This is a genomic window from Corynebacterium limaceinasi (genome assembly GCF_046717465.1).
Taxonomy (GTDB): domain Bacteria; phylum Actinomycetota; class Actinomycetes; order Mycobacteriales; family Mycobacteriaceae; genus Corynebacterium.
Genome location: NZ_CP177100.1, coordinates 2,322,204 through 2,335,195, shown reverse-complemented (window position 1 = coordinate 2,335,195; position 12,992 = coordinate 2,322,204). Strand labels below are relative to the sequence as shown.

Genomic DNA, 12,992 nt, shown 5'->3' with positions numbered 1-12,992 from the left:
TAATATCGGAATCAGGCCCTTGCGCCCCTAGCCACCTAGAAGCGAATCAGTCCAACTCTTGGGGACTAGTTCATGGCGCTTTCGGTGGTGTTGCGGGTTCGTGCTTTGGTTAGTGGTTTTGGAGTTCTCGGGTGATGATTTGGGTCATTCCGTCGTGTCCTACGTCTGTTGGGTGTAGTGGCATGACGGATGGGGCGGTTGGGGTCTGCACGAGTGTGGCCCATCGTTGGTTGGTGTCTGGTTGGCAGGGGTCGTGGGTCTTTGCTTGGTCGTGGAGGTTGATGAAGTTGACTCCGAGGTCGTGTGCTGCGCGTCCGATTTCGCGGTTGAATTCGTCTTCTGCGGTTGTTGCGCCCGGGATAGTTACTGGGAGCTGCAGCTGGTCGTGGTTGACTACGCACAGGGTGTCGTTGACGGTCATTGGGACGTAGTTGACCATGGTGATGCGGGCGTTGGGTGCGGCTTTGCGGATTTTGTTGAATTGGAAGTCTAGTAGTCCGCGGTAGGTGGAGGCTTTGGGAACGTCGGGGAGGGTGGCGTTGGCTAGGGCGTCGAAGTAGGTGCCTTGTTGGAGGCCGCCGTACATGAATACTACTTCTTTGGTGTCGTGGCCGATGTTGCCTTGTTTGATGGCGTCGTCGACGTGTTGGTTGACCCAGACGCTGGTTCCGTTGCAGGAGTAGTCGGCGAGGTTGTGGTCGAGGTTGTTGGCGGTTTGGTGCGCCCAGTTGTGCTTGTCGTTGAAGCAGGGGTGGAAGGGGCGCTTGTATGGGGAGGTTGCTCCTCGGTCTCCTGGTGCGCCGCCGTTGGCGGTGAAGGAATCGCCGAAGGTGACCATTTCCTTGCCTTGGTCCGCATTTGCAGTCTGGGCCATGGTGAGGCTTGTGGTGAGGGCGATGAGTCCGGCGGTGATTTTGGTCTTTATGTTTTTCATATCTTTCGCCTTGGGTAGGGGATGTTTACAGGGTGCACCTTTGTGCATGCTGTGGTTATCTTAGTGGTTTCTTGGTGAGAGTCCAGTCTGTAGTTAAGCTGGGAGATTGCTTATTGGGTGATTCCGGGGGACAGCCTCTGCATCGAGATAAATGGTGATATAACTTTGCACGGCGTGTCAGCCTTTCCAAAGCTTCAAGTTCAACTTAAACTTAAGCGCACAATAGACAGCTCACGCCGCAGGTAGCAGTCCGGAGGAGGGGAACCTTCGGAATGCGGCCGCGGTAAATCTTCAAGGACGTTTACCTATGCGCAAAAACACTTCCCCGGGCAAGGTCCGTAAGGGGCTCGCGGTAGCAGCCATGCCGACCGCCATTGCCGTTGGACTTGCCCTGCTGCCCAACGCCACCGCCCAAAGCTCTCTTGGTGACATGAGCTCCGCTCAGCCAGGCAACGGCAGCAGCCTGTCTGATCACTTTGCGCCTAAGGATCCGCCGGCCCGTACCCCAGTGGAGACCGAATACCCACAGGTGGAGGGGCTGCCGGATGGCGTAAAGATCAACCGTGTGGAGTACCTGTCCAACCGTCACCTGATGGTTTATATCCAGTCCGCAGCCATGCCGGATCACGAGCAGAAGGTGCAGATCCAGCTCGCGCGCGACTGGTATTCGCAGCCGGAGAAGAAGTTCCCAGAGGTATGGGCACTTGATGGCCTGCGCGCCCGCGATGACGAGTCCGGCTGGACCATTGAGACCAATATCCTCAACCAGTATGCGGATCGCAACGTTAACCTCATCATGCCGGTGGGTGGCGAATCTTCCTTCTACTCCGATTGGCAGCAGCCGGATGCAGGGAAGAACTACAAGTGGGAGACTTTCCTTACCAAGGAATTGGTCCCAATTTTGGATCATGAATACCGCTCCAACCAGAAGCGCGCGGTGACTGGGCTGTCCATGGGCGGTACCGCAGCGGTCAACTTGGCGGAGCGTAACCCGCACTTGTTTGATTTCGTGGGTTCGTTCTCCGGCTACCTCGATATGACTACCCGTGGCATGCCACAGGCCATCATGGCTGCGCAGCGCGATGCTGGCGGCTACGATTCCCGCAAGATGTGGGGCGAGCCGGGCTCGCAGGATTGGATCGACCACGATCCGAAGCTGGGCATCGAAAACCTCAAGGACATGCAGGTCTATGTCTCTGCTGGTAACGGCAAGGACGACTTTGGCCAGGAAGACTCGGTGGCCAAGGGACAGGCAAGTCTGGCCGGCATGGGGCTGGAAGTTATCTCTCGGATGTCCACCCAGACCTTCGTGGATTACGCGAAGCGCGCCAATGTGGAACCAGTAGTGGAATTCCGGCCCTCCGGCGTGCACAGCTGGGAATACTGGCAATTTGAGATGCAAAATGCATGGCCGCACATTGCTGATGCCCTCGACCTTGACAAGGCTGACCGCGGTGCGGATTGTAATACCGAAGGCGATATCGCCAAGGCCACCAAAGAAGGCATACTCGGTTCCTGCCTGAATAACGAATATGATGTTGCCGGTAAGGGCAAGGCACAAGACTTCGAAACCGGTACGGCGTACTGGTCCCCGGAGAATGGTGCGCACGCCCTGTACGGCCGCATCGGCGCCCGCTATGCGGAAATCGGTGGCCCCACCTCCTGGTTGGGCTTCCCTAAGTCCGGTGAAACTAAGACGATGGATGGCAAGGGACGCCTCGTGCGTTTTGAACACGGTTCCATTTACTGGAGCCCAGAGACCGGCGCCTGGGAAATTACCGGTGACATGTACAAGAAGTGGGGCGAGAAGGGCTACGAAGGCGGCGATCTGAAGTTCCCGACCGGCCCGGTAAAGAAGGTGGGCGATGGCCTTGTCCAGGAATTCCAAGGTGGCATTCTGACCCGCAACCCGGACGGCAAGAACCAGGTCTCCTTTGGTGCCATTGGCAAAAAGTACAAGGACATGGGTGGCGCTGACTCCCCACTGGGCTTCCCCACGGACGGTGAGAAGAAGGTAGAGGGCGGCTTCTTCCAGGAGTTTGAACATGGCTCCATCTACTGGTCCCCAGAATCCGGCGCGCACTACATTTTGAAGGGCGCCATTATGGATGAATGGGGTAAGAAGGGCTGGGAGCAAGGCGAGTTTGGCTGGCCCACTTCTGATTACTCCGAAATCGCCGCTGGTGGATTGAAGCAGGAGTTCCAGCACGGGACGATCAGTGAAGTCATGGGCCGCGTACAGACTGAAAAGAAGTAAGCATGCGTAAATTAGCCCTCGTAGGAGCGGTCTTATGCCTCGGATTGGCAGGGTGTGACTCTGCCACCGTGGATAGTGACTCCGGCAATGACACCTCGGTGGCGCCGCTGTCGCGCGAAAAAACCTCCGAAGAATCGACCACGAGTAGTAGCGAGTCCGCATCCAGCAGCGCTTCCTCCTCGCAGGAGCCATCCGAATCCAAGGAATCCGCGGAGCCGACGAATGGGTCTCGTTCAGCGAACTCCCCAGAGGATCGCGGTGCGCGCGAGATTTCAGAGATCCCCTCCGCGCAGCTGCCCAAGGAAGAGGCTGCGTACTTGGATTCGTTGAAGGATGCCGGCGTGAATGTCGATGGGGTAGAAGATCAGCTCCTCGGCGCCGGTCAAGGGGCCTGCGGTGACAATGGCATCACTATTCCTGCGGTAGCTGGGCAACTGATTGAACAGCAACGCTCTGACATGGATTATGAGGAGCTCACCAAGCTTCTCCAGGACAACGCACGTTCAGCTCTTTGCTAGCTTTCTTTGAGGTTTTCCGGGTACAACTAGTTCATGCGAAAAATCATAACCGTCGTTGCCGTCCTCGCTCTCCTCGTCGTTATCGGCGCGGGGGCTGCGCATTACCTCACGAGCTCGGACTCGGCGGGGCCTAGCTCCCCCGAGGGGCCAGAATCCGGGCAGCCACCGGAGGAATCCCAGCCGGATTGGTGCCCGAGTGCGGAGTTCATCTCCGCGCCAGGTACCTGGGAATCGGCTGCCGACGATGATCCCCTCAACCCTTCTGCTAATCCGCGCTCGTTCATGCTGTCTATTACGCAGCCGTTGCAGGAGGCTTACGGGGATGATGTAAAGGTGTGGACCCTTCCTTATACTGCGCAATTTAAAAATATCAATGCGCAGGAGGAAATGAGCTACGACGATTCCCGTGATGAGGGCACCGCGAAGATGAATGAAGAGCTGCGCGGCATGCATGATAGCTGCCCACAGACTAAGTTCATTTTGAGTGGTTTTTCCCAAGGTGCGGTGATCGCCGGCGATGTGGCCGATGACATTGGCGGTGGCGAAGGTGTAATCCCCGCAGAAAATATCGCGGGCGTGGCGCTGATTGCAGATGGCCGGCGTGAAAACGGCGTGGGCCAAAATCCGGGCCACGAGCTCGGCGGAATTGGTGCCGAGATTGCCTTGGAGCCCGTCTCCGGCCTCGTTCAGCCCATCGTGCCTGGGGCTACCATGCGCGGCGCGCGCCCGCACGGCTTCGGAGAGCTCGCGGATAGAACCTTCCAGATCTGTGCCCCCAATGACACCGTGTGTGATGCGCCCACCGGCGTGGGCAATGGTTTGGAACGCGCCAAGGATTTGATCGGGGCCAATGGGGTGCACGCGCAATACGCCAGCAACGACGGCGTGATTGATGGGACTACTGCGAACCAGTGGGTTGTGGACTGGGCACACGGCGTCATTGACGCCGTGTAATGTGAGGCGCTATAACATCGATATTTTTTAAGACAAAACCATTTACCAAAGGAGAATCGATGGATATACAGCAACTCATGGGGAAGTTCTTTGACACCGAGGGCAATATAGCCCTCCCGGCAGAGCTCACCTTGGCGGGCTTGGCCGAGAACCTCTACCAGGCAGAGACGGATACCTCGCAGGTTGTAATCCGCCAGTGGCTATACGGTGAGGAAGACACCGCCCGTGAGCTCAGCCGCCAGGAGGTCAATACCCGGATCAAAGTGGTGGCAGCGCGCCTACAACAGGTTGCAGAACCGGGAACCCGCGTGGCCATTCTGGCAGGCAACTCTCCCGAATACCTCTTTGGTTTCTTAGGTGCGATGTATGCGGGAATGACCCCGATTCCGCTCTATGATCCGAATGAGCCGGGGCACGCGGATCACCTCAAGGCGGTCTTTGCTGACTGCGAGCCCCCTATCGTGTTGACCAATCGCGTATCGGCCGCGGCGGTGCGCAGCTACTTCTCCACCGAGCGGGAGCGCCCGCGCGTCATCTCCATCAATGCGCTGCCTGATTCCTTGGCGGCGTCGTGGAAGCCGGTCGCTGGCGCGGGCGTGGAGTCCACCGCCTTCCTGCAGTACACCTCTGGTTCAACGCGCACCCCTGCTGGTGTAGAACTGAGCAATCGCGCGATTTTGGTGAATGTGCTGCAGATCTTCCGGGCGGTGAACCTGCAGTTCCCACCGCGCGTGGTCTCGTGGCTGCCGATGCACCACGATATGGGCATCATCTTGGCGCTATTCACCACTATTTTGGGCATCGAATTGGACATGATGACCCCGCGCGATTTCATCCAACACCCCAACCGGTGGGTTGAGCGCATCAGCTGCCAGCCGGGTAAAGAGAAGAATACCTATACCGCCGTGCCCAATTTCGCCTTGGAATTGGCCGCGCGCTACGGCAAGGACGCGGATTTCTCCAACGTTGATGGCATCCTCATTGGTTCTGAGCCGGTGACGGAACCAGCGGTACAGAAGTTCTTAGACACTTTTAGCGTTGACCGCTCGGTGCTGCGTCCGTCCTACGGTTTGGCGGAGGCAACCCTCATCGTCGCTACCGCACAGGATGAAAAGCGCCCCGTCATTTCCCATTTCAACCGCGAAAAGTTGGCGGACGGGCACGCTGTTATTGAAGAAAAGTCCGCTGCAACGGTTGCTTTTGCCTCGAATGGCCAGGGCGTCTCGTTCCAGCACCTGGCCATCGTGGATCCTGAAACTAAGGCCGAGGTCCCAGAGGGCACCATCGGTGAAATCTGGGTGCATGGACAAAATATGGCAACGGGCTACCTCAACCGCCCGGAAGAAACCGCGGCTACCTTCCGCAATACTCTGGACGAGCGCATCCAGGATGGCCTGCCGGAGGATGATTGGTGGATGGCCACCGGTGATCTCGCCACCATCATCGAAGGCGAACTGTATATCACCGGGCGGCTTAAGGATCTCATCGTCATCGCCGGGCGCAATCACTACCCGCAAGATATTGAAGGCACCGTGCAGGACGCATCGGCGCACGTGCGCCCAGATTCCGTCGCCGCCTTTGCCGTAGAGGGCGAAAACTCAGAGTCCTTGGTTCTCTTGGTGGAGCGCGCCGATGATGCGGATCCGTCCGGCGACGCTGCCGCCGGCGAGGCGATTCGCACGGCCGTGACGAAGAATCACGGCATTACCCCGAGCGATATCGTGTGGAAGGCGCCAGGAGAAATTAAGCGCACCTCCTCGCATAAGATTGCCCGCCGCGTGGCAAAGAAGGACTACCAAGCCTAAAGCTGGATTCGGACGTTGAGTTAACAAGGTGACAAAATAGAGCGATATAGGTATTTGTCGTTCTATTAACCCCACTAGGAAAGACGGTTTATGACCATCGAGCAACTTCGTGCATGGCTGCGTGACTGGGTATCCCAGGCCACGGGCGTAGCGGCCGCAGAGATTTTAGATTCCACCCCCCTGGAAAACTATGGTCTTTCCTCTCGAGATGCCGTAGTGCTGTCGGGTGAATTAGAAAATCTTTTAGGCACGCAGCTCGATGCGACGGTGGCGTATGAGTACCCCACGATTGAACTTCTAGCCAATCGCTTGCTTAATGGGCCCGCGGGGCGGCACGACGATGCACCGCGCGTGCAGCGCACAGCTCGCGCTGCACAGGGTACTGATATTGCGGTTATCGGCTTGTCCGGACGTTTCCCAGGCGCTAAAGATGTGCCGGAATTTTGGACCATGCTCGCTGAATCGCGCGCGGGCACAGGGCCGCTGCCGGTGGGGCGGTGGTCTGAGTACAGCGCGGATCCGGTAATGAGCGAGAAGATCGCGCAGCACAATACCGACGGCGGTTATATCGACGATATTGCATCCTTTGACGCGGAGTTTTTCGGCCTATCGCCGCTGGAGGCCGCAAACATGGATCCGCAGCAGCGCATCCTGCTTGAGTTGGTATGGCACGCGCTGGAGAACGCGGGCCTTCCCGCCAATGAGCTGCGCGGCACGCACACGGGGGTGTACATGGGCTCGACCAATAATGATTACGGCATGCTGATTACCGCCGATCCCACGGAGATGCACCCTTATGCACTCACGGGTAATTCCTCGGCAATCGTTGCCAACCGCATTTCCTATGCCCTGGATTTCCGCGGCCCGTCCATCAATGTGGACACGGCCTGCTCGTCTTCCTTGGTTGCAGTCGATCATGCGATCAAGGATCTGCGCACCGGTGCGGCCGATGTAGCGCTGGCGGGTGGCGTGAATATCTTGGCCGCCCCGCACGCCTCCACCGCCTTTTCGGAGCTCGGCGTGACCTCTCCTACCAGCGCCATTCATGCTTTTTCTGATGACGCCGATGGCATCGTGCGTGCCGATGCCGCCGGCGTGCTGGTGCTCAAGCGCCTACAGGACGCGGAGGATGATGGCGATGAAATCCTAGCCGTCCTCAAGGGCTCTGCCGTCAATTCTGATGGCCACTCGAATGGCCTGACTGCGCCTAACCCAGAAGCGCAAGAAGACGTGCTGCGCCGCGCCTACGCGGATGCGGGCGTGGCGCCCGAGGACGTGGATTATGTGGAGGCCCACGGTACGGGCACCATCTTGGGCGATCCCATCGAGGCCAGCGCGCTCGGCCGCGTGCTGGGCGCTGGGCGCGGCATCGAATCGCCCGTGCTCTTGGGCTCTGCCAAGACCAATATTGGCCACTCCGAATCCGCCGCGGGCGTCGTGGGCCTCATCAAAGTCATCGAGGCCATGCGGCACGATATTATCCCGGCGAATATCAATTACGCTGGTCCGAACCGCTATATCGATTTCGTGGCCGAGCGCCTCGAGGTCGTTGAAGACCCGCGCGAGTGGCCGGAATACTCCGGGAAAAAGGTGGCCGGCGTATCGGGCTTTGGCTTTGGCGGCACGAATGCCCACGTCGTCTTGACGGATTACCAAGGCACCCCGCGTACCACCGAGCCGCAGCTATCCACCGACACGGTGGCGCTGCCGGTCTCCGGCCTCTTACCTTCCCGCCGCGCGCGTGCGGCGGGCCTGCTCGCGGATTTCCTCGAGGCAGAACAACCAGACCTAGCAGATGTCGCGCGCACGATCGCGCGCCGCAACCACTCGCGCTCGCGCGCCGTTGTCATGGCCAGCTCCACTGACGAGGCCATTAAGCGCCTGCGCCAGGTGGCCGAGGGCAAGGTGTCTGTCGGCATCGCCGCGGCGGATTCCCCGCAGGTGCAAGGTCCGGTCTTCGTGTATTCCGGCTTTGGTTCCCAGCACCGCAAGATGGCGAAGGACATGATCGCCCTGTCGCCGCTGTTTAGCGCGCGGCTGAAAGAACTCGATGACATCGTGGATTTCGAGTCGGGCTGGTCCATCCTGGACATCGTTGAAGATGATTCCCAAACCTATGACACGGAAACGGCGCAGGTTGCCATCACCGCCATCCAGATCGCGCTGACGGACCTATTGGCCTCCTTCGGCGTGCGCCCGGCGGGCGTTATAGGCATGTCCATGGGTGAAATCGCCGCGGCCTATGCCGCAGGTGGCATTTCCGCGCGGGATGCGATGATTATTGCCTGCCACCGCGCGCGCTTGATGGGCGAGGGAGAGGCATCGCTAAGCGAGGCCGAGCAAGGAGCCATGGCCGTCGTCGAGCTATCCGCCGAGGACATCGCCGCCCTCGATGCAGCCATCGAGCCAGCCGTCTATACCGGGCCCGGCATGACCACCGTGGGCGGTCCCCGCCAGGCGGTGCTGGATCTGGTGGAGAAACTCGACGGGGAAGGAAAATTTGCCCGCGCGCTCAACGTGAAGGCCGCGGGACATACCTCCGCCGTCGACCCGATCTTGGGCGAGCTCGAAGCTGCCATCGCCGGCATGGAGGCCCGCCCGCTGCATACGACCCTCTTTTCCTCCGTGGATAAGGGTGAGGTCTACCGCCCCGGCACCACCGTCCACGATGAGGATTACTGGCTGCGCATGACCCGCTACCCGGTGTATCTGCAGGACGCTACGGAACAGGCCTTTGCTGCAGGGCACACCCAGTTGGTGGAGATTTCGCCGAACCCGGTGGCGCTCATGGGGCTGATGTCTACCGCGTTTGCCGTGGGCAAGGCCGATGCGCAATTGCTGTATAGCCTAAAGCGCAAGGTGGAGCCCACCGAGTCCTTGTTGGATCTATTGAGCAAGCTCTACGTAACCGGAACCCCGGTGAATTTCGCCGCCGCATTGGGCTCGGGCGCGCAGGCAGAAGCGCCGTATACCCAGTTCAACCGCCAGCGCTTCTGGACCAACGCGCGGCCCTCGGCCGGGGTTTCCGGCTTGCCCGGTACTCGCGTGAACCTGCCGGAGGGCAAGGTGGCCTTTTCCACCAACGCGGATCAGGCCCCGTCCACGCTGGCCATCGTGGAGGCCGCCGCAGAAGCGGTGCAGCCTGGGGCGCACATCGTGGCCGCGGAGGAACACCGCGATCTCCCTCCGTACGGGGAAATAACCACCGTGGTCACCACGTCCATCGGCGGCATGTCCATCGCCGTCTACAGCGTGCAGGACACCCGGACGGAGTTCTTGGCGGAAGGTTTTGCCTCCGGCTTGGACTTGGGCGCGGGTGCGATCCCCGGGGTCGCAGCGGTGCCAGAGGGCAGCGCCGCCCCGGAGCCGACTGCCGATGACGCGAATGTAGACGCGGTGCGCTGGGATCCGCGCCAAGAAACCGTCGAGGACCGCCTGGCGCTTATCGTGTCCGAATCCATGGGATATGACGTCTCGGATCTGCCGCGCGAGCTGCCGCTGATTGACCTGGGCCTCGATTCCCTGATGGGCATGCGCATTAAAAACCGCGTGGAAAATGACTTCCAGATTCCACCGCTGCAGGTGCAGGCGCTTCGCGATGCCTCCTTGGCAGACGTCATCACCATGGTTGAGGAAGCCGTTGCCGGCGGCCGCATTGATAACAGTGAGAACAGTGCCGATGCTGCGTCGACTACCGAGTCCGCGGCACCCGCAGCAGACGAGACCACCCAAGACTCGGAGCAGGGCGTGGGCGTCGCCCCGCGCGATGCCTCTGAACGCATGGTCTTTGGCACGTGGGCAAGCATTACCGGCAAGGCCCCGGCGGGCGTGACCTCGCCGCTTCCGGAGATCTCTGAGGAAGCGGCAGCACAGATCGCCGAGCGTTTGCGCGAGCGCGCCCACATCGATGTCACCGCGCAGCAGGTTCTCGACGCCGAAGCACTGGAAACCTTGGCTGACCTGGTCCGTGAGGGCCTTGAGACCGAGGTGGAGGGAAATATTCGCGTCCTGCGCGAGGCCGATGGCCCAGCCGTATTCATGTTCCACCCGGCCGGTGGAACCACGGTGGTCTATCAGCCGCTGACCCGGCGGCTGCCAGCGGATGTCGCCGTTTACGGCGTCGAAAGGATTGAAGGCTCCTTAGAGGAGCGCGCCGCAGCCTATATTGAGGATATCGTTCGCTCTGCGCGCGGCCGCAAGGTCGTCCTTGGCGGTTGGTCCTTTGGTGGCGCCTTGGCCTATGAGGTGGCCTACCAGCTGGCAGAGCGCAGCAAGCGCGGGGAAGAGAGCGCCGAGGTCGCCTTCATTTCCTTGCTCGATACCACGCAGCCCTCCCACCCGGCACCGGATACGCCGGAAGAAACCCGCGCCCGGTGGGAGCGCTACGCTGCCTTTGCCAAGAAGACCTACGGCCTAGACTTCGAGCCGCCGTACGAGATGCTGGAAACCATGGGCGAGGATGCCTTGATGACCATGCTGGCGGAATTCTTGGCCACTACGGATGCCTCCGAACACGGCCTATCCGCCGGCGTCCTGGAGCACCAGCGCGCGTCCTTCGTGGATAACCAGATTTTGGCCAAGATCGATTTCCACCGCTGGGCCGATGTCAGCGTTCCCGTGCTGCTTTTCCGCTCCGAGCGGATGCATGACGGTGCGATCGAGCTGGAGCCGCGCTACGCTGAGATTGATCCGGATGGCGGCTGGGGCGTTATCGTTAAGGATCTAGATATTGTGCAGCTGCCCGGCGATCACTTGGCAGTGCCGGACGAGCCAGCCATTGGCATCGTGGGCAAGCATATGAACGATTGGATCGAGGAGAAGATACGTGGCGGCCAAGCAAACAACCGCTGAGAAACTCGCCGACCTGCGCAAACGCCTAGAAGAGGCGCAAGATCCAGGCAGCGAGCGTTCCCGCACACGCCGCGACGAGGCAGGCCGTACCACCCCTCGCCAGCGCATCAACGAGCTCTTGGATGAAGGTTCCTTTGTGGAAACCGGTTCCTTGGGCAAGACCCCGGGTGACCCGGAGGCCATCTATTCCGATGGTGTGGTTACAGGTTATGGCCGCGTATCCGGCCGGCCTGTGTGCATTTATGCCCACGATAAGACGGTCTACGGCGGTTCCGTGGGCGTGACCTTTGGCAAGAAGGTCACCGAGATCATGGATATGGCCATCAAGATTGGCTGCCCGGTCATCGGCATCCAAGATTCCGGTGGCGCCCGCATCCAAGACGCTGTGACCTCGCTGGCCATGTACTCCGAAATCGCCCGCCGTCAGCTGCCGCTTTCTGGCCGCAGCCCGCAGATTTCCATCATGATGGGTAAATCCGCCGGTGGCGCGGTCTACGCGCCGGTGACCACTGACTTTGTCATCGCTGTGGATGAGGAAGCGGAAATGTATGTCACCGGCCCCAACGTCATCCGTGAGGTTACCGGTGAAGACGTCACCTCCGCTGAACTCGGCGGTGCCCGCCAGCAGGAGCTGAACGGCAACGTCTCTGCCGTGGTGGATTCTGAGGAAGACGCCTTTGACATGGTGCGCGATATTTTGGATCACCTGCCGCTGACCTGCTTTGACGAGTCGCCGACCTTCCCCGCTCCTTCCGATGCCGAAATCATCGAAGACGAGGATCTAGATTCCTTCATGCCGGATGACACCAACGCCGGCTACGACATGATGGATTTGCTCACCCAGCTTGGCGATGACGATGAGCTCATCGAAATCCAAGAAAACTTCGCGCCGAATATGATCACCGCCTTTGGCCGCATCGACGGCAAAACGGTGGGCTTTGTGGCCAATAACCCCATGCACTTGGCCGGCTGCATCGATGCCGATGCCGCCGATAAGGGCGCGCGATTTATCCGCATCTGCGATGCCTATAACGTTCCGCTCGTCTTCGTCGTCGATACGCCTGGCTACCTGCCGGGCGTAGAGCAGGAGAAGGTGGGCCTGATTCACCGCGGTGCGAAGTTTGCCTTCGCGGTCGTGGAGGCGACCGTGCCGAAGGTCTCGCTCATCGTGCGCAAGGCCTACGGCGGCGCCTATGCCGTCATGGGGTCGAAGAACTTAAGCGGCGATATTAACTTGGCGTGGCCTACCGCGCAGATCGCCGTCATGGGCGCGGCCGCCGCCGTGGTCATGATCGCAGGCAAGCAGCTCGAGGCCGCCGAGACCCCAGAGCAGCGCGAGATGACCAAGAAGATGTTCATGGACTTCTACGATGAGACCATGACGGCACCCTACGTTGCGGCGGAACGCGGCTACCTCGATGCCATGATTCAGCCGAATCAATCGCGCATTGCCCTGCGCCAGGCGCTGCGGCAATTGGCTACGAAGTCGGCGCATGACCTGCCCAAAAAGCACAATATTGCGCCGATGTAACGCGGTGCTACGGCGTCGCGATACCTAAATAAGAGTTTCGTGACAGCTGAAGGAGAATCCCTTGTTTAATTTGCTCTACGCTCTCGACCTGATTGGTGAGATCATTGGCTACGCTTACTGGGCGTACAACCAGTTCGCAGCG

Annotated in this window: 7 protein-coding genes; 6 read left to right on the top strand and 1 reads right to left on the bottom strand. The window is 59.9% G+C overall.

The genetic code is table 11. The features are described 5' to 3' along the window. Nucleotides 1-109: 109 nt before the first annotated feature. Entirely contained in the window at nt 110-934 is an 825-nt protein-coding gene (locus tag ACLI1Q_RS11235) for a GDSL-type esterase/lipase family protein (protein ID WP_239269293.1), read from the bottom strand. A 307-nt stretch (nt 935-1,241) separates the two neighbouring features. On the opposite strand from ACLI1Q_RS11235, the gene ACLI1Q_RS11230 reads away from it, so the two are divergent. From ACLI1Q_RS11230 to ACLI1Q_RS11205, 6 genes are all read left to right on the top strand, one after another. Further along, nucleotides 1,242-3,191 (top strand): alpha/beta hydrolase-fold protein, encoded by a 1,950-nt coding sequence (locus ACLI1Q_RS11230; RefSeq protein ID WP_239269292.1) that lies wholly within the window; start codon nt 1,242-1,244, stop codon nt 3,189-3,191. A gap of 2 nt (nt 3,192-3,193) precedes the next feature. Further along, nucleotides 3,194-3,709 carry a DUF732 domain-containing protein gene (locus tag ACLI1Q_RS11225; RefSeq protein WP_239269291.1) on the top strand — a complete coding sequence of 172 codons (516 nt, stop codon included), beginning with the start codon at nt 3,194-3,196 and terminating at the stop codon, nt 3,707-3,709. 33 nt (nt 3,710-3,742) lie between these two features. Then, nucleotides 3,743-4,663: a cutinase family protein gene (locus ACLI1Q_RS11220; protein ID WP_239269290.1), complete on the top strand. Its 921-nt coding sequence runs from the start codon at nt 3,743-3,745 to the stop codon at nt 4,661-4,663. Nucleotides 4,664-4,722: 59 nt separating this feature from the next. Further along, complete coding sequence (locus tag ACLI1Q_RS11215; protein WP_239269289.1) at nt 4,723-6,468, top strand: FadD32-like long-chain-fatty-acid--AMP ligase; 1,746 nt, start codon at nt 4,723-4,725, stop codon at nt 6,466-6,468. 90 nt (nt 6,469-6,558) lie between these two features. Further along, a complete protein-coding gene (locus tag ACLI1Q_RS11210) occupies nt 6,559-11,319 on the top strand; it encodes a type I polyketide synthase (protein ID WP_239275397.1) in 4,761 nt (1,586 codons plus the stop codon). After that, complete coding sequence (locus ACLI1Q_RS11205; protein WP_239269287.1) at nt 11,294-12,850, top strand: acyl-CoA carboxylase subunit beta; 1,557 nt, start codon at nt 11,294-11,296, stop codon at nt 12,848-12,850. The genes ACLI1Q_RS11210 and ACLI1Q_RS11205 overlap by 26 nt, the downstream gene beginning before the upstream one ends. Nucleotides 12,851-12,992: the final 142 nt, after the last annotated feature.

Coding starts and splice junctions, on each gene's coding strand:
- ACLI1Q_RS11210 (WP_239275397.1), top strand. CDS start 6,559: ATGACCATCGAGCAACTTCGTGCATGGCTGCGTGACTGGGTATCCCAG.
- ACLI1Q_RS11225 (WP_239269291.1), top strand. CDS start 3,194: ATGCGTAAATTAGCCCTCGTAGGAGCGGTCTTATGCCTCGGATTGGCA.
- ACLI1Q_RS11215 (WP_239269289.1), top strand. CDS start 4,723: ATGGATATACAGCAACTCATGGGGAAGTTCTTTGACACCGAGGGCAAT.
- ACLI1Q_RS11235 (WP_239269293.1), bottom strand. CDS start 934: ATGAAAAACATAAAGACCAAAATCACCGCCGGACTCATCGCCCTCACC.
- ACLI1Q_RS11230 (WP_239269292.1), top strand. CDS start 1,242: ATGCGCAAAAACACTTCCCCGGGCAAGGTCCGTAAGGGGCTCGCGGTA.
- ACLI1Q_RS11220 (WP_239269290.1), top strand. CDS start 3,743: ATGCGAAAAATCATAACCGTCGTTGCCGTCCTCGCTCTCCTCGTCGTT.